General features: G+C 65.1%; 21 protein-coding genes and 2 pseudogenes. 12 read left to right on the top strand and 11 right to left on the bottom strand.

Annotated features, from left to right (window positions below):
- The first annotated feature begins 18 nt into the window (after window positions 1-18).
- Both ACVILL_RS18745 and ACVILL_RS18740 read left to right on the top strand, forming a co-directional pair.
- Window positions 19-867 carry a substrate-binding domain-containing protein gene (locus ACVILL_RS18745; RefSeq protein WP_456730406.1) on the top strand — a complete coding sequence of 283 codons (849 nt, stop codon included), beginning with the start codon at window positions 19-21 and terminating at the stop codon, window positions 865-867.
- Between the two features lie 338 nt (window positions 868-1205).
- Window positions 1206-2015 carry a phosphotransferase gene (locus ACVILL_RS18740; RefSeq protein WP_456730405.1) on the top strand — a complete coding sequence of 270 codons (810 nt, stop codon included), beginning with the start codon at window positions 1206-1208 and terminating at the stop codon, window positions 2013-2015.
- 25 nt (window positions 2016-2040) lie between these two features.
- Here the strand turns inward: ACVILL_RS18740 and ACVILL_RS18735 are convergent, their stop codons facing one another.
- Entirely contained in the window at window positions 2041-3018 is a 978-nt protein-coding gene (locus ACVILL_RS18735; RefSeq protein ID WP_456730404.1) for an MDR family NADPH-dependent oxidoreductase, read from the bottom strand.
- A gap of 125 nt (window positions 3019-3143) precedes the next feature.
- Here ACVILL_RS18735 and ACVILL_RS18730 point away from each other — a divergent pair, with 125 nt between their 5' ends.
- Together ACVILL_RS18730 and ACVILL_RS18725 are read left to right on the top strand one after the other, a co-directional pair.
- Window positions 3144-3719 carry a TetR/AcrR family transcriptional regulator gene (locus ACVILL_RS18730; RefSeq protein ID WP_456730403.1) on the top strand — a complete coding sequence of 192 codons (576 nt, stop codon included), beginning with the start codon at window positions 3144-3146 and terminating at the stop codon, window positions 3717-3719.
- A gap of 141 nt (window positions 3720-3860) precedes the next feature.
- Complete coding sequence (locus ACVILL_RS18725) at window positions 3861-4217, top strand: hypothetical protein (RefSeq protein ID WP_456730402.1); 357 nt, start codon at window positions 3861-3863, stop codon at window positions 4215-4217.
- A 34-nt stretch (window positions 4218-4251) separates the two neighbouring features.
- On the opposite strand, the pseudogene ACVILL_RS18720 reads toward ACVILL_RS18725, so the two are convergent.
- From ACVILL_RS18720 to ACVILL_RS18700, 5 genes and pseudogenes are all read right to left on the bottom strand, one after another.
- Window positions 4252-6327: pseudogene (locus ACVILL_RS18720) on the bottom strand (FAD-binding oxidoreductase).
- A 62-nt stretch (window positions 6328-6389) separates the two neighbouring features.
- On the bottom strand, window positions 6390-7007 hold the full coding sequence (locus tag ACVILL_RS18715; RefSeq protein WP_456734295.1) for a glutathione S-transferase family protein: 618 nt from the start codon (window positions 7005-7007) through the stop codon (window positions 6390-6392).
- A gap of 275 nt (window positions 7008-7282) precedes the next feature.
- Window positions 7283-7696, bottom strand: coding sequence for a Rieske (2Fe-2S) protein (locus tag ACVILL_RS18710; RefSeq protein WP_050422879.1), 414 nt, complete (start codon window positions 7694-7696; stop codon window positions 7283-7285).
- 70 nt (window positions 7697-7766) lie between these two features.
- On the bottom strand, window positions 7767-8879 hold the full coding sequence (locus ACVILL_RS18705) for an amidohydrolase family protein (protein WP_456730401.1): 1113 nt from the start codon (window positions 8877-8879) through the stop codon (window positions 7767-7769).
- 18 nt (window positions 8880-8897) lie between these two features.
- The gene (locus ACVILL_RS18700) at window positions 8898-9962 is read right to left on the bottom strand and encodes an amidohydrolase family protein (RefSeq protein WP_456730400.1); all 1065 of its coding nucleotides are present in this window, start codon (window positions 9960-9962) and stop codon (window positions 8898-8900) included.
- Between the two features lie 236 nt (window positions 9963-10198).
- On the opposite strand from ACVILL_RS18700, the gene ACVILL_RS18695 reads away from it, so the two are divergent.
- The gene (locus ACVILL_RS18695; RefSeq protein WP_456730399.1) at window positions 10199-10678 is read left to right on the top strand and encodes a hypothetical protein; all 480 of its coding nucleotides are present in this window, start codon (window positions 10199-10201) and stop codon (window positions 10676-10678) included.
- On the opposite strand, the pseudogene ACVILL_RS18690 reads toward ACVILL_RS18695, so the two are convergent.
- Window positions 10675-11401 (bottom strand): annotated as a pseudogene (locus ACVILL_RS18690) (DJ-1/PfpI family protein). The gene ACVILL_RS18695 and the pseudogene ACVILL_RS18690 overlap by 4 nt on opposite strands.
- A 109-nt stretch (window positions 11402-11510) precedes the next feature.
- Between ACVILL_RS18690 and ACVILL_RS18685 the strand changes: the two are divergent.
- Complete coding sequence (locus tag ACVILL_RS18685) at window positions 11511-12461, top strand: GlxA family transcriptional regulator (protein ID WP_456734294.1); 951 nt, start codon at window positions 11511-11513, stop codon at window positions 12459-12461.
- A gap of 46 nt (window positions 12462-12507) precedes the next feature.
- Here the strand turns inward: ACVILL_RS18685 and ACVILL_RS18680 are convergent, their stop codons facing one another.
- Window positions 12508-13056 (bottom strand): carboxymuconolactone decarboxylase family protein, encoded by a 549-nt coding sequence (locus ACVILL_RS18680; protein WP_456730398.1) that lies wholly within the window; start codon window positions 13054-13056, stop codon window positions 12508-12510.
- A gap of 381 nt (window positions 13057-13437) precedes the next feature.
- Here ACVILL_RS18680 and ACVILL_RS18675 point away from each other — a divergent pair, with 381 nt between their 5' ends.
- Complete coding sequence (locus ACVILL_RS18675; protein WP_456730397.1) at window positions 13438-14250, top strand: hypothetical protein; 813 nt, start codon at window positions 13438-13440, stop codon at window positions 14248-14250.
- 36 nt (window positions 14251-14286) lie between these two features.
- On the opposite strand, the gene ACVILL_RS18670 is transcribed toward ACVILL_RS18675, so the two are convergent.
- Window positions 14287-15201 carry a LysR family transcriptional regulator gene (locus ACVILL_RS18670; protein WP_456734293.1) on the bottom strand — a complete coding sequence of 305 codons (915 nt, stop codon included), beginning with the start codon at window positions 15199-15201 and terminating at the stop codon, window positions 14287-14289.
- Window positions 15202-15317: 116 nt separating this feature from the next.
- Here ACVILL_RS18670 and ACVILL_RS18665 point away from each other — a divergent pair, with 116 nt between their 5' ends.
- The 3 genes from ACVILL_RS18665 (at window position 15318) to rnk (ending at window position 17105) form a co-directional block, all read left to right on the top strand.
- A complete protein-coding gene (locus tag ACVILL_RS18665) occupies window positions 15318-15881 on the top strand; it encodes a chromate transporter (RefSeq protein WP_456730396.1) in 564 nt (187 codons plus the stop codon).
- Window positions 15878-16408: a chromate transporter gene (locus tag ACVILL_RS18660; protein WP_456730395.1), complete on the top strand. Its 531-nt coding sequence runs from the start codon at window positions 15878-15880 to the stop codon at window positions 16406-16408. The genes ACVILL_RS18665 and ACVILL_RS18660 overlap by 4 nt, the downstream gene beginning before the upstream one ends.
- Window positions 16409-16685: 277 nt before the next feature.
- Window positions 16686-17105, top strand: a complete 420-nt coding sequence (rnk, locus tag ACVILL_RS18655) for a nucleoside diphosphate kinase regulator (protein WP_456730394.1) — start codon at window positions 16686-16688, stop codon at window positions 17103-17105.
- Between the two features lie 314 nt (window positions 17106-17419).
- Here the strand turns inward: rnk and ACVILL_RS18650 are convergent, their stop codons facing one another.
- Window positions 17420-17617, bottom strand: coding sequence for a hypothetical protein (locus ACVILL_RS18650; protein ID WP_456730393.1), 198 nt, complete (start codon window positions 17615-17617; stop codon window positions 17420-17422).
- Between the two features lie 137 nt (window positions 17618-17754).
- On the bottom strand, window positions 17755-18819 hold the full coding sequence (locus ACVILL_RS18645; protein ID WP_456730392.1) for a ketopantoate reductase family protein: 1065 nt from the start codon (window positions 18817-18819) through the stop codon (window positions 17755-17757).
- 122 nt (window positions 18820-18941) lie between these two features.
- Here ACVILL_RS18645 and ACVILL_RS18640 point away from each other — a divergent pair, with 122 nt between their 5' ends.
- The gene (locus tag ACVILL_RS18640) at window positions 18942-20168 is read left to right on the top strand and encodes a TetR family transcriptional regulator (protein WP_456730391.1); all 1227 of its coding nucleotides are present in this window, start codon (window positions 18942-18944) and stop codon (window positions 20166-20168) included.
- A gap of 397 nt (window positions 20169-20565) precedes the next feature.
- The gene (locus tag ACVILL_RS18635) at window positions 20566-21804 is read left to right on the top strand and encodes a branched-chain amino acid ABC transporter substrate-binding protein (protein ID WP_456730390.1); all 1239 of its coding nucleotides are present in this window, start codon (window positions 20566-20568) and stop codon (window positions 21802-21804) included.
- The last annotated feature ends 108 nt before the right edge of the window (window positions 21805-21912 follow it).

The following is a 21912-nucleotide window of genomic DNA, read 5'->3' as shown; positions in this document are numbered from 1 at the left end:
CAAAGGGAGATCGCTCGCATGAAGCACTGGTTCGGCTCACTCCGTATCCTCACAATCATCGCGCTTGCCGCGCTTGGCGGGCAGACCTTCACTCATCCGGGTTGGGCGGAAGATCAGACAATCGTCGTGGCGTCGACGACGTCCACCCAGGATTCCGGGCTGTTCGGTTACCTGCTCCCGATCGTCAAGCAGAAAGTAGGTCTCGAGGTGAAGGTGCTGGCACAAGGCACCGGTCAGGCGCTTGACACCGCGCGCCGCGGCGATGCCGACGTGGTGTTCGTTCATGCCAGATCAGCCGAGGAGAAGTTCCTTACGGAGGGATTCGGTGTGAAGCGTTATCCCGTGATGTATAACGACTTTGTCGTCATCGGTCCGAAGGACGATCCGGCAGGCATCAAGGGCAAGGATGTCGTCACCGCGCTGCGAACCATCAAGACCAGAGCCGCGCCGTTCGTCTCCCGTGGCGATCATTCCGGCACCCATATTGCCGAGCTGAGGCTTTGGAAAGAGGCCGGCATCGATATCGTGAACGACCGCGGCCCATGGTACAAGGAAATCGGCCAGGGCATGGGTGCGGCGCTGAACATGGCTTCGGCGTCGAGCGCCTACGCGTTGTCCGACCGCGGCACATGGCTGGCGTTCCAAAATCGCGGCGACCTGGCAGTCCTCGTTGAAAGCGACAAGCGGCTGTTCAATCAGTACGGCGTGATGCTGGTAAATCCGCTCAAGCATCCCACGGTGAAGAAGGAAGCCGGCCAGCGCTTCATCGACTTTCTGATTTCACCGGAGGGACAGAGCGCGATCGCCGGCTACAAGATCAACGGCCAGCAGCTATTCTATCCCAATGCCAACGATCCAAATGCTTGAAGGGAGCGGCCCGGTCGCGAGAGACCTTCGTCCAGTCCGCTAGATCGTGATGCGTTTCCGCGGAAACGCATCACGATCTCATCTCTTTGTTTGAGCATGATCTTTTCGGAAAACCGGTTTCCACTTTTCCGGATCATGCTCTAAATGGTGCCAATCAATCGTGGCAAGTCCGGTTGTGGCCCTTCGCGCCATCTGGTCGAGTTGCTGGCAAGGGACCCGCACAACCCGCCGCTGAGCCTGCAGGTTGAAAGGCGATCATGGTGTCCGGCGGCCCGGCGACGAGAGGGGCTTCCTTTTTGCTCGCCGCCGGTGTTTCCTCTGCACGGCGGAGAACAGGCATGCAGGGATCGCTGGGAGAGAAGATCGGCACGGGCGTCTTCGCTGACGTCCACGCCTGGGCGCCCGGTCGGGTCGTCAAATTGTCCAAGCCAGGTATCCCGCAGTGGGTCGTCCAGCACGAGATGCAAATGACCCGCGCGGTCTTCGCCGCCGGCGGCCCGGCGCCGGAGGTACTCGGCGAAGTCGCCCTGGACGGACGCTTCGGCATCGTGCTGCCGCGGTTCGATGGACCAACCCTGTTGCAGGCGACGCGCACCGGCGCCATCACGCGTCAACAAGCCGGCGCAATCCTTGCGACGCTCTGCCTTGCCGTTCACAAGACGCGACCGCCGCCGGGCGCACTCTCGCTGCGCGAGGCGATGGACGCCAGATTGCGGTTCGGCGGCAGCGTGCTTCCGGAGCGCATCACCACCGGCGTCCTTGCGCTGATCGAGCACCTCGCGCCCGATGACGTGCTGTGCCATTCCGATCTTCACCCCGGCAACGTGATCATGACGGCGCAGGGTCCGAGACTGATCGACTGGCTCGGCGCGGCTCGTGCGCCCGCCGCCTACGAGATTGCACAGTGCCATGTCCTGCTTGCCGAGATTGGCCCGGATCACGCCGACGATCCGGAGCGGGTCACGGTCAATTCGGTTCTGCAGGCGGAGTATGCGCGGCTGGCCGGCATAGCCCCTGCAGCGCTGACGGCGGCGATGCAGCCCTATTTGCCGATCGTCCGCGTCTTCCTCCTGCTCGGCGGGGCCATGCCTGACATGCGGGAGCGGCTGATCCAGCGCGTCGAGGCGGCCCTGCGCCCGGAAGGTTGAATTGTTTAGTGAGTCCGATCGCGTCCTAGTTCGGTGTGAAGATGACCTTGCCCTTGAATGCAGCCGCCTTGGCGATGGCTTCCGCGAAGCCCTCGAGGCCATAGATCCCGACGACCGGCGCGCTGATCGCACCTGACGCGACCATCGGCACGAGATGACCGTACATCGTCGCCAATGTTTCATCCGACGCCGTCTTGCCCCAATGGCCGAGCCAGAAACCGCGCACCGAGACCTCGTTGAAGATCACGCTCAAGGCCGAGCCTGAGAACGGCTGTCCGCTCATCGCGCTGTAGATGACCAGCACACCCTTCGGCGCAAGGCAGTTCATCAGGTTCAGGGCGGACGAGCCGCCGACGACGTCGAGCGCCAACAGGATCGGCGCCTTGCCGGTCTCCCTGGCGACGCGCTTGGCAAGATCCGGCCCGTCGACCAGCACGATGTCGCCGCCGGCCGACCTGACCTCATCCACCACCTCCTCGCGGCGGACGACGTTGACCGTCTTGAGCTCGAGCGACTTGGCGATGGCGATCACCGCGCGGGCCGTCGCGGAATTGGCGCCGTTCTGGATCACCCAGCCGCCGCGCGGGAGCTTCACGAAATCGGTCAGCAGCAGATAGGCGGTGGCCGGATTGACCGCGATCATGGACAGTTGCCGCACGTCGGCATCGTTGGGCAGCGGCCGCTGCCATGACGGCGTGAACCTGACGCGTTCGGTCCAGGTCGGGACCGTGAATGGGATCAGCGTGCGGTCGCCTACCTTCAGGTTCTTGACCTGCTCCCCCGCGGCAATGACCCGCCCGACGCCCTCGATCCCGAGCGTGGCCGGCGGCGCCGGCAGAAAGCCGTAGCGTCCGGCCATGATCATGAAGTCCGAATTGTTGATCGGCGCGGCTTCCACCGCGACCACCACCTCGTTGGGGCCGGGGCTACCTACGTCAGCCACCTCGTTCAGCTTCACCACGTCAGCCGGACGTCCGAACGCAACAACCTGCACCGCCTTCATGGCACGCTCTCCCGATTTCATTATGTACTTCTAAGTACAGAATTGATTTAGCGTCAATGGGCAAAAATACCTTCACAGCAAGGTGAAGGCTTCACAGCCGACGCGGGAGTACATAAAACGGCGACATGGCAAGGCCGCGCAGCTTCGATCCGGACGACGTCCTGGAAATCGCCCGTCAGGTGTTCTGGCAGAAGGGTTTTCAGGCGACCTCGCTCGACGAGATCACGGCGGCGAGCGGCATCGCCAAGCCGAGCCTCTATGCGGCCTTCGGCGACAAGCACGCGCTGTTCCTGAAAGTGCTGGACCGCTATCACGACGGCATTCTGGGCTGGGCCGAGCGCACCCTGGCGCAGCCGGAGCCGGCGCGCGAGGCGATCAGGCAGTGGCTCACCGGCTTCATCCCGTATTGCTCGGGCGAGAAGGGACAGCGCGGCTGCCTGTCGATCAACTCCGCGACCGACGGCTCGCTCGACCAGGCCGAGGTCCGCAAGAGCATCGAGCGGTACAACCGGCGGCTCGAAGAGCTGCTGCGCGCGCGGCTGCGCGGCGATCGCGCGGAGTTCAGGAAGGGGTTCGACCCCGACATCACCGCGCACACCATCATGGTGGTGCATGCGGGATTGCTGGCGCTCGCGCACCAGAGGCCGGATTCGAAGCGGGTGAAGGCCGTGATCGACCAGGTGATGGGCCTGCTAGCCTGACCTTGTCTGCACCGGCATTCCGGCCGCACCCGCTGCGCCTCTCACGAATGTGATTTATATGACGAACATCATCTATTGATGAATTGAACCCGACGACCATTTCCGGATTGGCTGACATGGGCTTCCGGAACTGGGAACCAGATGAACACATCGTTTTTGCGTGCGACGCTCACTGTCCTCACCGTCCTGCTGCCGATGCCGGCGATCGGTCCGGCCCAGGCCCACGACCATCAGCATCCCGAACTCAACGGCTGGTACGAGAGCCTGCACAGCGGCAAGGGGCCCTGCTGCGACGGCAGCGATGCGAAGCGCGTCGATGACGCCGATTGGGACACCAAGGACGGCCATTATCGCGTGCGCCTCGAGGGCGAATGGGTCGACGTTCCCGATGAGGCCGTGGTGCCCGGACCGAACCGCGCCGGCCACACCGTGGTCTGGCCGTATTACCTGAATGGCCACCCGCGGCCGCGCTGCTTCATGCCGGGCAGCATGGGCTGAGCGGGCCCGCAGGCGCACGGCGCAAGCCCGGCGATCAGAGCTCGAGCTGGATCCGATCGTCGCCTTCCGCCGCCGGCTTCGCCGGCACCGCACAGCAGATCAGCACCTCATCATCAGCCACCCCGGCGGTCGGCTCCTTAACATAGGTGACGGCGCCCGCCTGCAATCTGGTCCGGCAGCTTCCGCAATTGCCTTCCCGGCAACTGAACGCCGGGCTGAGGCCGCGCGCTTCCGCGAGCTCGAGCAGCGTGCCGGATTCCGGCGTCCAGCGCGCTTCCTTCAGCGATGCAGTGAAGGCGACCGGGACCGATGTGGTCGCGGGCGGCCGGCGCGGCGCCGCCGCACTGGCAACGTCGAACTTTCTCACCAGCGACGACGGACCAAACGCTTCTGCGTGAATCCTGCCGTCAGCAATGTTGTAGCCGCGCAGGGCGTCATAGAGCGACTGGGTGAATTGCGGTGGGCCGCACAGATAGAAGTCGTAGTCGTTGAACGGCAGCACGCGCGACAGCAGCGCCATGTCGATCCGTCCCGCGACGTCGTAGTCGGTGCCCTGCTCGGCGCCTTCGACGTCACCGAGCACGCGGATGATGCGCACCGTGCCGCCGGCGGCACCGGCGAGTTGCCGCAATTCGCCATCGAACGCGCGGTCCGCCTTCGCATGCGCGGCCTGGAACAGGAAGGTCGGCCGGATGCCGCGGGTGCGCAGGCCTTCGTAGACCACGTGGCGCAGCATCGCGAGCAGCGGCGTGATGCCGACGCCGCCGGCGAGCAGCACAGCGGGCCGCTTCTCGCGCGCATCGATGGTGAAGCCGCCAGCCGGCGCGCGCGCCTCGATGATGTCGCCGACATGGACGTTGTCGTGCAGATGCTGCGACACCAGGCCGTCGCGCTTGACGCTGATGCGATACATGCCGTCCGACGGCGCGACCGAGAGCGTGTAGGTGCGGATGAGCGGCTTGCCGGATCCGGGCAAGGAGACGCGGATCGGCAGATGCTGCCCCGCCCGGTGCGGCAGAAGCCCTGCGCCATCGTCCGGCTGCAGATGAAACGAGCGGATCGAGCGGCTCTCGTCGACGATTTTGATGACCTTGAACGGACGCTACTGCGCCGCGCGCTCGGTTGCGCGGATGCGATCTGCGGCCTGCACCCAGTCGCCGGTCATCAGCGCATTCGGCGACCAGCCCTCGGCCCGGAACGCCCAGCGCAGCGGCAGCGCGCCGCGCCGGCGCACCACGCGGCGGGCGCGAAAACTCCAGAGCCGTTCGGCGCCCTGGAACGCCGCGATCTCCGGTGAATCCAGGATCACTTCGGCATCGCCGGTCAGTTGCAGCAGGTCGCCGGTCTCGAAATCGACGAACACCAGCCCGGCCTTGCCGTTGACGAGGATGTTGCCGAGCGTGTTGAAGAACAGATTGCCGGCGAAATCGGGGACGGTCAGCGTGCCGTCGGCGGCGACGCGAACGAAGCCTGCCTTGCCGCCGCGATGCGAGACGTCGACCTGGCGATGGTCCTCGCGCTCGGCATAGGACGCCACGAAGAACGTATCCGCCGCCGCGATCATGTCGCGCGCGGCCTGATTGAGCGTCGTGCTCGTCTCGATCGCTCCGGTGAACGATTGATCCGGCTCGCGCACGAAAGTGAAATCCCGCAACTGGATGTATTGCGGACAATTGCCGAAGCTCTGGTCGAGCTCGAAGCTGAGTCCCCTGCCTGACGACGCACGCAGTAGCCCGTTGGCACGGTTGCGGCGCCGTGTGTGCAATTCGATTCCGAGCAATGCGATGGCCTCGCCGTCGCGCATGCCTTCGCTGACGGGATCACTGGGGTCGGGCCGCACATCGATCTCGAGGCTGCGCGGTGTCGGCGAGGAAATGAAGCCCGGCCGGCCGGCCAGCAGCGAGGCCCAGGCGTCGCCGCTGCGGTCGATGCTGCCGACCACGATGCAGGGGATTTGCGTAAAGAAATCGCGATGCTGGTCGGGCATGAAGTCGCGCACCGCGCGCTGACCGACGGCCTCCATCCTCTCGGCAACGCCGACCTTCTGCTGGATCGCCTTCTCGCCGGCATGCCAGGTCGGAAGCTTCTCCTTGGTTCGCCTGTCGCTCATCTCGTCGCCCTCCCTTCCCGGGATTGGACGGGCGTGCCCGAACGGCACGCCCGGTCACTACGTCATGCAGCCGCCGACAGACCCACGGGGGTCTTGGCAAAGGGCACGAAGCCCGGCAGCCCCTCGATCCGACGCAGGAAGGCGTTGACGCGCGCATAGGCGGAGAGATCGACGTTGCCTTCGGGCGCGCTCGACAGGTAGCTGTAGAGCGCGACATCGGCGATCGTCGGCTGCGCGCCGACCAGCCAGCCGCGATCGGCGAGATGGGCTTCGAGCCGCTTCAGCAGCACGTGCGCCCGCGCGATCACTTCTTCTGAATCGCGCTTCGCGCCGAATACGGTGATGAGCCGCGCCGCGGCGGGACCGAACGCGAGATCGCCGGCGGCGACCGACAGCCAGCGTTGCACGGCAGCAGCGCCCTTCGCATCCTGCGGCAGCCAATCGGTGCGGCCGAGCTTGGTAGCGAGATAGACCAGGATCGCGTTGGAGTCGGGGATGATGGTGCCGTCATCGTCGAGCACCGGCACCTGGCCGAACGGATTGAGCGCGAGGAAATCCGGCGTCTTGTGCGCAGCGGATTTGAGGTCGACGTCGATCACCTCGTGCGGAATTCCCAACAGGGAGATGAACAGACGCGCGCGATGCGCGTGGCCGGAAAGTGCAAAGTGGTAGAGCTTCATGGTGCCGTTCCTGATGTCGTGGGCGGGACCATTCCCGGCCGCGACCTCAAGGTGGCCAATTGCAGCAATTATTATAATTACCACCACCGGAACTTCATTGTTGCAATAATTGCAACAACGCGGTTTTCGCGTCATGGCCGGGCTTGTCCCGGCCACCCACGTCTTTCTTGCTATGGAAACGAAGACGTGGATGCCCGGGACATCAGGCGAGCGGAAGCGACGCTGTGCTTCGAACGGCGATGCCCGGGCATAACGAGGTTACGTACGCGTGTCCGTCAAACCTCGACGATCACGTAATTGTCTTCGATGTGCACCGGAAACGTTTCGGCGACGTAAGGCCCCTTCTGCAATTCCGCGCCGCTTTCGACCGCGACGGGATAGGAGCGGATCTTGAAACGCTTCGGGTCGAACCAGGACTGGCCGTTGCGCATGTCGAATTCCCAGCCGTGCCAGGGACAGCGCAGCATCTCGCCGACGCGGTCGCGCTGATAGATGCCGGGCTCCGGCGAGGTCAGGCGCGCGACGCAGGCCGCCTTCTCCAGCGGCGCACCCTCATGCGGGCAGCGATTGAGCAGCGCGAAGAACTCGCCATTGACGTGGAACACGACGATGTCGCGGCCCTCGAGGCCGAACACCTTGTTGCCGCCGGCCGGAATCTCACTGGTGCGCGCGACGATGTGACGGGTCATCGAGTCCTCATAGCGTTTTCAAGCGAAGTGGCCTTCCGGTTCGCGTGAAGAAAACGCGTCAAAACAAGAGTCAAAACTTGTAAACCGCGCGGGCGTTGCCGTTGAAGATCTTGCGCCGCTCGGCTTCCGTCAGCGGCGTCTTGAAGGCGTAGCGCGCGTCGTCATAGTCCCAGTGCGGATAGTCCGACGAGAACAAGAGCCGGTCGATCCCGACCCATTCGATCAGCTGACGCAGGTGCTTGGCTTCATCGGGCTCATCGATCGGCTGGGTCGTGAACCAGAACTGCTCTTTCACATATTCGCTCGGCTTGCGCTTCAGATGCGGCACCTCGCTGCGGAAGCGCTCGAGATGCTGGTCCATCCGCCACATCGTCGCGGGGATCCAGCCGAAACCGCCCTCGATGAACACGATCTTCAGCTTCGGGAAGCGCTCGGGAACGCCTTCCAGCACGAGGCTCGTGAGGTTCGAGGCCACCGTGTGCGCGTTCGACTGATGCTCCTCGCAGTAATAGGACGGCCAGCCGCCGCCGGTCGGTGCGTGCCCGCCATAGCCGCCGACATGGATGCCGAGCGGCAGATCGAGCTCCTGCGCGCGCTCATAGATTGGCCAGTAGCGGCGGCGGCCGAGCGGCTCGTTGGCGCGCGGCGAGACGTTGATCTGGATGTATTCGCCCGTCTTGGCGCAGCGCTCGATCTCGGCGAGGCCGAGGTCGGAGCCGTCCTGCCCGACCAGGATCGAGGCCTTCAGCCTGGGATCGCGATGCGCCCAGAATGCGAGCTGCCAGTCGTTGATGGCGCGCTGGATCGCGGCGCCGAACTCCAGGTTCTGCTGCGAGAAAATGAAGAGGTCGAGCACCTGCAAAATGCCGAACTCGACATCGAACGGATCGAGGTGCTGCTTGCGCATGAAATCCAGGTCGGAGCCGGGCACCCCGCCGGTCGGCGGCCAGGCATCGCGCCGCGCGATCAGGGGCGAGGAGCGCGGATAGGGCGTGGTGCCGATATAGGGCGTGCGCAGATGGCTGCCATATTCCTTCAGATGCTGCTGCCAGCGCTTCGGCAGGAACTCGTTGAGGTCGCTGTGCGCATGGATGCTCGGATGGATGTCGCAATCGATGATCTTGAGCCGCGGCGCCGCGGTCTTCTCCTGGTCGAGCATCGGGCGGTCGATGACGTCACTCATGCGATCCTCCTTTTACTTTTACGAGTCGAGTTTCAAGCGTGGAAAGGTTTCCAGTGGATTATCTTCGCTCATCCGCCTGACGATGCTGTCGGGCAGATATCGCGGGATCGGATCGTCGCCGTCGAACTGCCAGTGCGGGTAGTCGGATGCGAACAGGAACATCTTGTCGGAGCCGATCTGGTCGATGATGTCGGCAACGCCTGTCGCATCCATCGGCGCGTCGAACGGCTGCATGGTGACGCGGAAATGCTCGCGGATGATCGCGGCCGGCTCGCGCTCGACCCACGGCACCTCGACGCGTACGCCGCGCCAGGTCTTGTTGGCGCGCCACATGAAGGCCGGCAGCCAGCTGACGCCGGACTCCATCAGCACCACCGTCAGTCCGGGATATTTCCCGAACACGCCCTCATAGATCAGGCTCAAGGCCTGGGCCTGGAACGCCTGCGCTTCGGCGAGATAATATTCGTAGCGATAGGACGGCCAGCCGATCGAGCTCGGCGCGCCGCGATAGGCGCTGCCGGCGTGGATCGCGATCGGCAGCCTGTGCTTCTCTGCGGCCTGATAGATCGGCCAGTAGTGCCGCCGCCCGAGCAGCGTCTCGCCCTGCGAGGGCACCAAGACCGAGACGAAGCGGTTGTCGCCGGCGCGGCGCTCGATCTCCTCGACGGCAAGATCCGGCGCCTGGATCGGCACCACGATCGAGGCGCGCAGCCGCTTATCCTTCGCGAGCCACTCGGCCGCGATCCAGTCGTTGATCGCCTTGCAGAAGTCGGCCGCCATGTAGGAATCGAACACCGCCTGCGCGCCATAGACGACGTTGCAGATCGCGTGGCTGGCGCCGAGCTGGTCGAATGCGCCGCGCTGCACCATGGATAGATCGCTGCCGGGCTTGCTGCCGTCGGCCGGCCGCCAGTCGGCGCGGCCGGACAGCGGCATCGACGGCGGATAGGAATTGAGATCGAGCCCGTCGATGGCGCGGCTGACCACCTGTTCCCTCCAGTGATCGCTCAGATAGGGCAGCAGCGTGGTGCGCGTTCCCCCCACCGCGGGATGGATGTCGCAGTCGATGCGCGTGGCCGCCATGGCGTTCCTCGAATGGATATTCTTGTCTTCGTTGTTGGTGGCATCGCGGCCGCCAACCGGACTGTGACGCCGATGGCGCGTTCGCGCAAGCCGATCCACGCGGGGCCGCCCTGCCATCAGCGCGCACCGCCTCTCACGCGAAGTTGCGAGATGGCACGTGAATGACGTCACCTGATCAAGCTGCGAGACGTGCTAGCGATTCCGCGCCGCGGAAAGCGCCACAACAGGAGACGGGAATGAAACTCGGCCGATTGATTTTCCTCGCATGTTCATTGCCGCTGGCCTCGTCGGCCGCATGGGCCGCACCCGCGACCACGTCCGGCTCCGTCGCGCTGGCGCTCGCCGGCGTGGTGGCACCCTATTCCTCGCTGCCGGCCAAGGAGAAGAAGGCGGTCGCCGCGTTCTTCAACGGCGACAGCAATGTCCGCATCACCAGGAAGATCACCGTCACCGCGGACAAGGTGGTCTGCCGCGCCAGCAATGTCGACATCACCTCGCGCTCCTGCGCGCTGACCTTCGGCAGCACGACCCACACGGTGAAGGGAAGCACGGCCAACGCGATCTTCGCCACCGTGGCGCTCGCCGGCGTGCCCGGCGACGGCGCGGCGGGCACGATCTACGAGGCGCTGTCGAAACTATCCTGCACGCTCGATCCCAAGGTGATCAAGGACAAGGCCGGTGGCGGTGCGGATTGCAGCTTCGAGCCGGGCAACTAACCAACACGCTCGATCTCCGGCACGACGATGCCCAGCCGGGCGGCCACGCGGCGCGCAGTTTCCTCCCGCTGCGCCGTGATCGCGCGCGTCGCCTCGCGCGTCCGCTGCAGGATCTCGGGCGGCGCGGTCTCCGGCGTGCCGCTGTCGAACGGCGGTTCCGGCGCGTACGCCATATAGAGCTGGATCGCCCGTGCGGCGTCATCGCCGCGCAGTTCCGCTGCGAGCCGCAATGCACCGTCGATGCCTGCCGTAACGCCGGCGGCGAAGACATAGCTGCCGTCGACCACCACGCGTTTCGTTCACGGGCGTAGCGCCGAAGAGCGGCAGCAGATGGAACGACGCCCAATGCGTGGTCGCCCTGCGTCCCTTCAACAGCCCGGCCGCGCCGCAGATCAGGGCGCCGGTACAGACCGAGAAGATGCGGCAAGCGCCCGCCGCTTGCCGGTTGATCCAGCCGAGCACCTCCGCATCCTCCATCAGCGCTTCCTGACCGAATCCGCCCGGCACATGCAGCACATCGAGCGGCGGCGCATCGGCCAGCGTGGCATCCGGCGTCAGCCGCAATCCCTTGATGTCGCGCACCGGCTCCATGGTCCTGGCGTAGATGCGATAGGTCGAATTCGGAATCCGCGACAGCACTTCAAAGGGACCGGTCAAATCGATCTGGTCGACGCCTTCGAACAGCAACGAACCGATCCGTAAGTGGACATCATGAGCAATCATCGAACTTTCCTCGAGGTTTCCTGGCGCTATGGACAAAGCACATCTAGCGCGGCACGTTTCGGCGATGACGCCAAAGCCCCCACATTCTCCGCCAAAAGCCCGCCGCGTGATCGAAGTGCTGGCTTATCCGGCGGTGCAACTGCTCGACGTCACCGGGCCGTTGCAGGTGTTCGCGTCCGCCAACGCGCTGACGGCCAAGGCCGGCAACGCCGAGCCCTACGAGGTCCGCGTCGTCGCCAAGGATGGCCCGACGATCGAGGCATCGGCCGGCGTCGGGCTCGCGGTCAATCCATTGCCCGCGATCGGCAGCGCGGTCGACACGCTGATCATTCCGGGCGGCGACGGCGTCAACGCCGCGGCGGCCGACGACGTCCTGGTCGACTGGGTGCGCAGGCGCGCGGGAGACGCACGCCGCACCGCATCGGTCTGCACCGGCGCCTTCCTGCTCGCCGCATCGGGCGCCCTCGATGGCCGCCGCGCCGTGACCCATTGGGGATTCTGGCAGGAGCTCGCCGAGCGCTTTCCCGAGGTCCGCGTCGAGTCCGATCCGATCTTCGTGCGCGACGGATCGTTCTGGACCTCGGCCGGCGTCACCTCGGGGATCGATCTCGCACTGGCGCTGCTGGAGGATGATCTCGGCCGCGCAACGGCGTTGGCGGTCGCGCGCTATCTCGTGGTGTTCTTCAAGCGGCCGGGCGGGCAGGCGCAATTCAGCGAGATCCTGTCGCTGCAGGCAACCGACGACAGGTTCAGCGCACTGCATGACTGGATCAGCAACCATCTGGCCGGCGATCTCTCGCTTCCGACATTGGCGAAGCAGGCCGGCATGAGCGAGCGCAGCTTCAGCCGGCATTACGCCGAAGCGACCGGGCTGACGCCGGCGCGCGCGATCGAGCGCTTGCGGGTCGAGGGCGCGCGGCATCTGCTGTCGGAGACGCGGCTGCCGATCAAGCGGATCTCACAGCGTTGCGGTTTCGGCTCCGAAGAGACTATGCGCCGCAGCTTCCTGCGACTATTGGCCACCACACCGCAGGACTACCGCGCCAGGTTTGCGTGCTAGAGGGGAAGCGCACGCCGGCCCATGGCCGGCGCGCAGTGTTCGACACTCAGCCCTTCCAGGCATGCGCCTGCAGGCCCGCCTCCAGCGGCGGATTGGTCACGCTGCCGGTGTAGTTGGTGATGGTCGACGCCGCCACGATGGTGATCACCTCGAGCAGCAGTTCCTTGCTGAACCCGGCCGCCAGGAATTGCTCGGTGTCCTGCTCGTCGAGCCGGCCGCGCTTCTCGATCAACGTCCTCGCCACTGTCGAGAGTGCACCGAGCTGCTTGTTCGCAGGCGATCGGCCGGCCCGCATCGCATCGACGTCGGCCGGATCAAGCCCGGCCTGCAACCCGAGCGCGGAATGCAACGCGACCGCCCAGGTGCAGCCATTGGTCACGGCGTCGGTGAGCAGCACGGTCTGGATCTGCGGCTCGGAAAAGCTGCCGCCATGAACCTTGTCGAAGATGCCGAGAAAGCTCTGGATCAGCACGGGCGACGTCGCCATCGCTGCCGCAAGGTTGGGGATCATGCCGAACCGCGCCTCCACCTCGCGCAGCACGGGCTTTGAGGCTTCAGGGGCGGAGTCGAACGTATGGACAGGAAAACGTGCCATTGGAACGGCCTTTCAATGCGTTGATTGAACCCGAAGCCTCCGGACGCAACAGAGCTGTTGCGATCGACACGCAGGCGACCCGGATCAGTGCAGGCTATCTAGCCGCACCCGGACACGCGCGTTCGCCAAACTCCCCACATTCCGCGCCATCCGTCCGGCTCGCTCAACGAGCCGCACGGATGCGCACAAATGCGGACAAGTCGGCACCGCGCCAGCGCCACGGTGCCTAAGCTTGCGGGCATTGACCGTTGCGACAGATCGGCTTGTCGCCGAGGTTCTGCTCACTCACCGTATTCAATTCCGACTGGCGACATGAACCCCACAACAGAACCCGTCCCTTCGCGTCTGCAACCCGTGACCTGGTCCACCTGGCTCGCCTGGGTGTTCGTCTCCGCGCTGCTCTCCGTCTTCACCGCGCTGTCGGCAACGGCCATCGGCAAGCAGGTCTCGCGGCACGCCGAACACCGCGAGCTCATCATGTTTGGCCTTCTGGTCGCCCCCGTCCTTGCCACGCTGGCCTCGCCGCTGATGCAGGGGATCGTGCTCAAGCGCCTCCTGCCGAAGCTGAGCATCACGATCTGGTTTCTGGGCGCGCTGCTGTCGGCTGCGTTGTGGCTCGTCGCCGCCTTGCACGTCTATGGCCGAGGACCGGCCGTGATCGGCTTTCAGGCCGAGTTCCGGCTACAACGGGCCGCGTTGGCGGAGCGCGTGCACGGCACGCTGACCGCCTTGCGCATTCTCGACCTGCCATGGGGATCGTTCCTGGTTTGGACGATCGTGATCAGTGCGCTGACTTCGCTGATTCCGGCCTGCGTGCTCGGCATCGCATCCGGACGGCGGAGGACGACGCTGACATTCCTCACCGCATCGATTGTCGCCACCGTCGTCTCGGCGATCGTCGCGCAGCTCTATCACATGACCATCGACCCGCTGTTCTCGGACCAGTGGGCTCTCAATGGACAGCCGTGGTCCCGCCGCCTTCAGATGCTGGCCAGCCATTTCAGCGCCGGCGCGATCTGGGGTGCGACCACCGCGATTTTCGTGGTGCTGATGACCCGAGACCTCGCGAATACGGCCGCGCCGCGAGACCATGTCTTCGCTCTCCATCGCGCCGGCGGCATCGCCGCGGCGTTGATCGCACCCTTGCCTCTCGCGTTGCTGGCGCCGCTAGCGGCTTACTGGCTGAGGCCGTGAGGCCTCGCTGCCGGCGCTTCCGGCCTGCACAGGACGCTACGCCCCCGCCCAATCCTTGACCCGCCGCGTCACGATTCCGAGCAGGCGGCCGAGCGTGCCGCCGGCGGGGCCCTTCTTGCGCGCCAGAGCGAGCGGCGCGACCAGGCCGGTGGCGCGGTCGAGGCGGAGATAGGAGACGCCGGCGGTCTCGAGCCGCGCCATCGATTCCGGCACGATCGAAATTCCGAGCCCCGCCGCGACCAGGCTGAGCGTCGACACCATCCGCGTCGCCTCCTGCGCCACCTTCGGGCTGAAGCCCGCCGCCCGGCAGGCTGCGATGATGCTGTCATAGAGGCCCGCCCCGGTCGGGCGGCGGTAGAGGATCAGCGGCTCGTCGGCGAGCGAGGCCAGCGCAATCCGCCGCCTTGTGTCCTTGCGGGCGCGCGGATGATGGTCGGGCAACGCAACCAGCATCTCCTCGTCGAGCAGATGCGTGATCGTCAGGTTCTCCAGCCGCTCGCTCGGCGAGCGCACGAACGCGGCATCGAGACGATCCGCCTCGACGGCCTCGATCAGCTCGCTGGTCGAGGCCTCTTCGAGCGACAGCGTGATCGCCGGCGCGCGCTCGCGCATTTCGCGCATCACGCCGGTGACGAAGGGATGAAAGGCGGCCGACGAGGTGAAGCCGATCGCGAGCTGGCCCTCCTGGCCGCGGCTCGCGCGCCGCGCGGCCTCCACGGCCAGCTCGGTGTCGCGCAGGATCGCGCGCGCCTTGCCGACGAAGGCGCGGCCGGCGGCTGTCAGTTCGACCCCGCGCGGCTGCCGGCGGAACAGCGGTGCGCCGATCGCGGCTTCCAGCGCGCGGATCTGCTGGCTCAGCGGCGGCTGCTGGATGCCGAGCCGCGCAGCGGCGCGGGTGATGTGGCCTTCCTCGGCGACCGCGACGGCATAGCGGAGATGGCGCAGCTCGATCATCGGACGATCCATATGTAATGGATATGATAATTCCATGGTCCATATATTTGATATTTGGAGCATCGCAAACTAGGTTCGGATCGAACAGGACAAGAAACGGAGCCGACGCGCCGATGGATGCAGCCCCCGCTACCCTCACCAAGCACGAGGCGCCCGATATCGGCGAGTTGTTCACGGGCTTCTTCATCCTCGGATTGACCGGCTTCGGCGGCGTGCTGCCGCTGGCGCGCCACATGATGGTGGAGAAGCGCCGCTGGCTCACCGGCGCCGAGTTCACCGACCTGCTCGGGCTCTGCCAGTTCCTCCCCGGCGGCAACATCATCAACATGTCGGTCGCGGTCGGGCTGAAGTTTCGCGGCATTCCCGGCGCGTTCGCTGCAATCCTCGGCCTGATCGCGGTGCCGACCGCGGTGGTGATCGGGCTCGGCGTGATCTATGGCCAGTTCGCCAACGATCCGGTGGTGCGTCATCTGTTCGGCGGGCTCGCCGCCGCCGCCGCCGGGTTGCTGATCTCCACCGCGATCAAGATCGCCTGGCCGCTGCGGCGCGATGTCGTCGGCCTGTTGATCGTCACGCTCGGCGTACTGGCGATTGCGGTGTTCCGGCTGCCGCTGCTGCCGACGCTGTTGACGCTCGCGCCGCTCAGCATCTTCCTCAGGTCGAGGCAGGCGTCATGACTGCGACGCTTGTCACCCTCGCACTGATCTTCGCCGAGCTCTCGCTGCTCGCCTTCGGCGGCGGCAACACCATCCTGCCGGAGATGCAGCGCCAGGTGGTCGACATCCATCACTGGATGACGGCGCAGGAATTCGGCGCGCTGTTCGCGCTGGCGCAGGCCGCGCCCGGTCCGAACATGATGGTGGTCCCGCTGATCGGCTGGCATGTCGCGGGCTTCTCGGGCGTGCTGGTGACCTCGCTCGCCAAGTTCGGACCGTCGTCGCTGGTCACCGGCTTCGCGCTGCAACTCTGGGAACGCTTCAAGGACCGGCCGTGGCGCAAGACCGTGCAGGCCGGGCTCGTGCCGGTCACCGCCGGCCTCGTCGCCGCCAGCGCCGTCGTCATCACCCACACCTCGGTCTCGAGCTGGGGCACCATCCTGATCGCGGCTGGCGTCGCGATCGCCACCACCACGACCCGCGTCCATCCGCTGCTCGCGCTCGCCGCAGGTGCGGCGCTCGGCCTAACCGGCATCGGCCAGCCCTGACGCGCGGCGCGTGCGCGCTTTCGCCGCAATGGATGCGACGCCGGCAGCGGGTATGTTGATGTCGCCATGATCGACATGTTGAGCATCGACACCCGCATTGCGCGCCTCGGCTTGCGCGCCGGACGTCTGCACGCAGGCACTTAGCCGGCCGGCGATCCGCGCGCCGTCCGGATTCTTTTAAGACGTCATCAAGATCATTTCAGTCCGTCGCGTCGCGCGAAGCATTCGCGCGCCGGCGCTGTTGCGTTTCCGATCAACCCGCAAAGGTCAAACCAACATGACCCAGAGCATTCAGAATAGCTTTACCGCCGCGCCATTGCCGCCGATCGTCATCACCGCGAGCGAGGCGCATCGCCTCAGCGCGCTGGCGGATTCCAGCATGGCGGTGTTTCCCCGCGTGGCCCAGTTCCTCGCTCGCGAGACCGACAGGGCGAAGCTCGTCGCCGACGATGCGGATCTGCACGACGTGGTCCGCATGGGCTCGCGCGTGCGCTACCGCGACGACGAGACCGGCGACGTCAGGGAGGTCGTGCTGGTCTATCCGCACGAAGCCGACATCGCGCTCCGGCGCATCTCGGTGCTGACGCCAGTTGGCGCCGCGTTGATCGGATTGTCGGTCGGCCAGACGATCGATTTCGAGACGCCGAGCCACCAGACGCGTGCGGTGACGATTTTGGCGGTGTCGCATCAGGGTTAGAGCGCGACGCTTCCACATTCGGTGTAAGGGAGCCACCGGCGGAAGGGCTCCCTCCCCCCTTGCGGGGGAGGGTTGGGGAGAGGGGTGCCACACGGCACACGCTCTCAACATTTGAAAGACACGCGACCGCAGTAGCAAGGGTGGGGCTCGGGTCGGTCATCTCGCCCGGGGCCACCCCTCTCCCCACCCTCCCCCGCAAGGGGGGAGGGAGCCTGACGAGCATGCTCACCTCACATCAGCGATGATGCGTGCTCACCTCACGTGGACAGGTCACGGGTGTGCGCGCGCTATCCGAACGCTCGCTGACCGCAGCCTCACGCCGCGAGGTGGCAGCTCTGCCCCATTTCGAGGCCGTGCCGGCGGCCGCGCGCGATGCCTTCGGCGATGGCTTTCACGACAAGCTCGGCGTCGTCGGGCGAAAGGTGGTCGAGCGGCTGCCACGCACGCAGGATGTCGCGTGCGCGATCCAGATCGCCATAGATCCCCAGGGGAAGAAGCGGCTTGATCGACATGTCGGTGGCTCCGAACCGCAAATCTGCTGCGAGCCTATCCCAGCCGGACCGGCCGAGCCATGCGTTCGAGAGTCGAGGTGACCGGCTTCGCCGATCGCCGATGCATAGCGAGGGCGCTTGCCGCCCCCGCCATCAACTCACTCCGCGCCGGAGCCGCCCTGCACGATCTTCTCGTTCAGCTTCTGATCGACGGTCTCGACCGTGCGGTCGATCTCGGCGCTGGGGTTACCGAGCTGGTGCGAGATCAGCTTCACCAGGAGGTCGACGCGCTCGATGAACGGCGCGCCAGCGGCGACCGCGCGGGCCGCCGAAGACGGCTTGAGCAGGCTTTCCGCCGCCTTGGCGTATTTCGCGAACGGCACCTGGTCCGCCGGGTCGGCGCCGAGCTTGCGCGCGATGCCGTCGACATGGTCATAGATCGCCTGCGAGCGCGTCAGGTCGCCGTGGACGGCGTCGCGGATCGATTGCGGCTCGGTCGGCGTGATGCAGCGGTAATTGCCGGTCAGCAGCATCGACCACTTCGCCAGCGGCACGAACAGCGACGAGAACACTTTCAGCTTCACCGGCACGTCCTGGCCGTCGAGCGTCACCGCGTCGATGTCGGCTTCGAGCTCGCGCAGCACCTTGTTGTGCTTGTCGTCGGCGAAGGCGGAAGCCTTGAAGTTGGTCGGCAGGCCGACATGCAGCACGTTGGCCTTCTCCTCCGGCGGACGGAAGGCCTGCGGATCGGGCGAACACAGCGTGACGAGGCCCGGCTCGAAGCGCTCCCAGACCTGCGCATTGGTATAGGCCTCCTCGAGGTCCATGCCGGCGAGCGCGGGAATCCGCTTCAGATACGGCAGCGGCGGCATGTTCATGATCGACAGGCACGGCAGCTTGGCCGCTGCGATCTTGATCATCAGCACGCGCACCGTGTGATTGGTGTATTGCGGCTCCTGCATCGCCAGCCCAACCATGTCGTAGCGCGACACGTCGACATCGGCGGGCGTGACGGCATCGAGCTTGCCGGGCAGGTCGCGCGAGAAGATCGAGCGATGCTCCTTCTCGTCGCGCAGCTTGATGCGGACCTCGGTGCCTTCGCGGTTGATCAGGTCAGCAGTGTTCTTGCGGCACACCAGGGAGACATTGTGCCCCGCCATCAAGAGCTTGGTCCCCAGCAGGGAGCCGTAGGAAGCTCCCAGAATCAGAATGTTGCGTGCCATGCTCTCTCCAAAAGATCGCTGGTGTATGGTATGCCACCGTCTATCGCAGATCGACAAGCTGCTGCCAAGGGGATTATCTCGCGTGCGGTTTTTCGTTCCGCGATCAGGAAGGGCATTCGAGCTTGCAAGTCGCCGCCGACCCGACGGATCGGGCTGAAGAAATCCTCGTCTCAGCTTCCCGGCTGTTTGCCCGCCACTCCTATGCGAACGTGACGATGGAGCAGGTCGCGGCGTCGGTTCGGGCCGTGCCGGGCGCGCTGTATCACTATTTCCGCGACAAGGAAGATCTGATCTTCCACTGCTATCGGCGCGGGCTTGATATCTACCGGCATGAAATGGAGGCGGCCGCCGAGCCCGGCATCGACGGGCTCGAGATCGTCAGGCGCTTCGTGCGCGGCAGGCTGCGGCCCGAAGGCCAGCGCATGATCCTGTTCACCGATATCGATGCGCTTGCCGCACCGTACAGCAGCGAAGTCCATGCCAAGCGCTGGCAGAATGCCGCGCTGCTGGCGGACATTCTGGATCGCGGCGTCGCCGACGGCTCGATCAGCTGCGACGAGCCGCTGCTCACGGCGGTGGCGCTGATCTCCATCCTGGACTGGGTTCCGTTCTGGCTGTCGGAGCGCGACTACTACACGCGCCAGCAGGCGATCGATGCCATCGACGACATCATCACGCACGGCGTGTACCGGCGCGAGATCGCCGTTCCCGACATGCCCGAGCCGCTCAGCCTCGCGCCTTTCCTCGAGACTCGCGCGAGCTTGAACAAGCGGGCGGCAAAATTCGACAGGATGCTTTCGATTGCCTCCGACAGCTTCAACCGAAGGGGCGCGTCAGGCACGTCGCTCGAGAGCATCGCCATGGATGCCGGCATGACCCGCGCCGGCATCTACTATCACTTCAGCGAAAAAGAGAGCCTGCTGCTGGCGTGCCTGCGCCGCGGGCTTGCCGGCGAGATAGCCATTCGCGAGCACCTGCAGGACCAGAACCTCGGCGCATTCGATCACATCGTGCAGCGAATCCGCCTGCTGTTGATGCTGCACGATACGCCCTGCGGTCCCAAGGCGACCTACCACAACATCAATTATCTCAACGACGCCGACCGGAAGACCTATGTCGGAGACGTGCTGGCGACGATCCAGCAGGATCAGAACAGCTATCAGCGCTGGATCGACGAGGGCCGCTTCCGGCGCATCGATACATATTTCGCCGAGCGGATTTTAACCGGCATGGGGCATTGGTATCCGATCTGGTTCAAGACCAGGCGCGACTGGTCCCCCGTGCAAATCGCCGATCATTTCGCGCGACTGTTCCTCTCGGGCCTCAAACCGCGCCAGCACGCGGCTTGAATCGCTGGAGAGATGCCAGTGTTCTCCTTCCCCCGGAAAGGGGGAAGGTCGGGATGGGGGTCAGCCGCAGGCGAAGCTGTATGCGGAGAGAACCGATCCCCACCCGCTTCGCTCTGGCGAGCGAAGCGACCTCCCCTTTTCAAGGGGAGGTTAGGGCAGCGGGCCTTGAACGAGCTCGGTTCCAAATGGTGAACCAGAGCGCGCGCCTCATCCAAAAGTTTACTTGTGGTTCAAAACGGCGTCGGATTCCGGCGGCTTATAGCCTATAACATCATGGTACCTTCCGCTAAAACTTGACGCAGTATTCAAAGCGAAAGTTGCGAAGGCTCGGCAATTGAGGTTATGAGACGGCCTCGATCGCTGAAGATCAAGAAACACGAGCAAGGGAGAACGCAGGATGCATAAGCTGATCGTTGCCGCCGCGGCAGCGCTGACGGTGTTGGGGGGCGCGGCCTCCGCGCAGGAAACCATCAAGATCGGCTACATCGATCCGCTCTCCGGCGGCGGCGCCAGTGTTGGTGAAGGCGGCCTGAAGACGTTCCAGTATCTCGCCGACGAGTTGAACGCCAAGGGCGGCATCCTCGGCCACAAGGTCGAGATCGTCCCGCTCGACAACAAGACCAATCCGCAGGAAAGCCTGGTGCAGGCGCAGAAGGCGGTCGACGCCGGCGTCCACTACATCACGCAGGGCAACGGCTCGTCGGTCGGCGCTGCGCTGGAAGACTTCGTCACCAAGCACAATTCGCGCAACCCCGGCAAGGAAGTGCTGTACTTCAACTACGCCGCGGTCGATCCGAGCATGACCAACGAGAAGTGCAGCTACTGGCATTTCCGCTGGGACGCGAATTCGGACATCAAGATGGAAGCGCTGACCAACTACATGAAGGGCCAGACGTCCATCAAGAAGGTCTATCTGATCAACATGGACTATTCGTTCGGTCAGTCGGTGCGCACAACGGCGCGCAAGATGCTGGGCGAAAAGCGGCCGGATATCCAGATCGTCGGCGACGAACTGCACCCGATGCTCAAGGTCACCGACTTCTCGCCCTACATCGCCAAGATCAAGGCGTCCGGCGCCGACACCGTCGTGACCGGCAACTGGGGCCAGGACTTCGCACTGCTGCTGAAGGCCGCGGCTGACGCCGGCCTCAAGGTCAACTGGTACACCTATTATGCCGGCGGCGCCGGCGGACCGACCGCGATCAAGCAGACCGGTCTCGAGAACCAGGTGTTCCAGATCAGCGAAGGCGTGCCGAACTCCGGCAACAAGGCGGCGATGGATTTCGAGAAGGACTTCCGCGCCAAGACCGGCATTTCCGTGTGGTATCCGCGCGCGGTCAACGAGATGCGGATGTTCAAGGCGGCCGCCGAGAAGGCCAATTCGATCGATCCGGTGAAGGTGGCGGCAGCGCTCGAAGGCATGAAGTTCGACGTGTTCGACGGCGGCGAAGGCTTCATGCGCAAGGACGACCACCAGTTCTTCCAGCCGATCTACATCTCCTCGTTCGGCTCGCTGGCCGACAAGGCCAAGGAGCCGTTCGACGAAGAGAACACCGGCTGGGGCTGGCATATCGTCTCCAAGATCGACACCGATCACACGATGCTTCCGACCACCTGCAACATGAAGCGGCCCTGATCGGTCGCTTCTCTCCCGTCATTCCGGGGCGATGCGAAGCATCGAACCACAGGTGCGCAATTGCGCACCGGGGAATCTCGAGATTCCGGGTTCGGTCCTGCGGACCGC

Source organism: Bradyrhizobium sp. USDA 3364 (assembly GCF_054056355.1).
Note: the sequence above shows the minus strand (reverse complement) of the source record. Positions and strands in the feature narration are given on the sequence as shown.

What these genes read in the sequence shown, in the direction of transcription:
- ACVILL_RS18705 (WP_456730401.1), bottom strand. Translation starts at nt 8,879, where the DNA reads ATGAGTGACGTCATCGACCGCCCGATGCTCGACCAGGAGAAGACCGCG.
- ACVILL_RS18735 (WP_456730404.1), bottom strand. Translation starts at nt 3,018, where the DNA reads ATGAAGGCGGTGCAGGTTGTTGCGTTCGGACGTCCGGCTGACGTGGTG.
- ACVILL_RS18730 (WP_456730403.1), top strand. Translation starts at nt 3,144, where the DNA reads ATGGCAAGGCCGCGCAGCTTCGATCCGGACGACGTCCTGGAAATCGCC.
- ACVILL_RS18665 (WP_456730396.1), top strand. Translation starts at nt 15,318, where the DNA reads ATGGATGCAGCCCCCGCTACCCTCACCAAGCACGAGGCGCCCGATATC.
- ACVILL_RS18695 (WP_456730399.1), top strand. Translation starts at nt 10,199, where the DNA reads ATGAAACTCGGCCGATTGATTTTCCTCGCATGTTCATTGCCGCTGGCC.
- ACVILL_RS18745 (WP_456730406.1), top strand. Translation starts at nt 19, where the DNA reads ATGAAGCACTGGTTCGGCTCACTCCGTATCCTCACAATCATCGCGCTT.
- ACVILL_RS18715 (WP_456734295.1), bottom strand. Translation starts at nt 7,007, where the DNA reads ATGAAGCTCTACCACTTTGCACTTTCCGGCCACGCGCATCGCGCGCGT.
- ACVILL_RS18635 (WP_456730390.1), top strand. Translation starts at nt 20,566, where the DNA reads ATGCATAAGCTGATCGTTGCCGCCGCGGCAGCGCTGACGGTGTTGGGG.
- rnk (WP_456730394.1), top strand. Translation starts at nt 16,686, where the DNA reads ATGACCCAGAGCATTCAGAATAGCTTTACCGCCGCGCCATTGCCGCCG.
- ACVILL_RS18645 (WP_456730392.1), bottom strand. Translation starts at nt 18,819, where the DNA reads ATGGCACGCAACATTCTGATTCTGGGAGCTTCCTACGGCTCCCTGCTG.
- ACVILL_RS18740 (WP_456730405.1), top strand. Translation starts at nt 1,206, where the DNA reads ATGCAGGGATCGCTGGGAGAGAAGATCGGCACGGGCGTCTTCGCTGAC.
- ACVILL_RS18650 (WP_456730393.1), bottom strand. Translation starts at nt 17,617, where the DNA reads ATGTCGATCAAGCCGCTTCTTCCCCTGGGGATCTATGGCGATCTGGAT.
- ACVILL_RS18660 (WP_456730395.1), top strand. Translation starts at nt 15,878, where the DNA reads ATGACTGCGACGCTTGTCACCCTCGCACTGATCTTCGCCGAGCTCTCG.
- ACVILL_RS18725 (WP_456730402.1), top strand. Translation starts at nt 3,861, where the DNA reads ATGAACACATCGTTTTTGCGTGCGACGCTCACTGTCCTCACCGTCCTG.
- ACVILL_RS18680 (WP_456730398.1), bottom strand. Translation starts at nt 13,056, where the DNA reads ATGGCACGTTTTCCTGTCCATACGTTCGACTCCGCCCCTGAAGCCTCA.
- ACVILL_RS18700 (WP_456730400.1), bottom strand. Translation starts at nt 9,962, where the DNA reads ATGGCGGCCACGCGCATCGACTGCGACATCCATCCCGCGGTGGGGGGA.
- ACVILL_RS18710 (WP_050422879.1), bottom strand. Translation starts at nt 7,696, where the DNA reads ATGACCCGTCACATCGTCGCGCGCACCAGTGAGATTCCGGCCGGCGGC.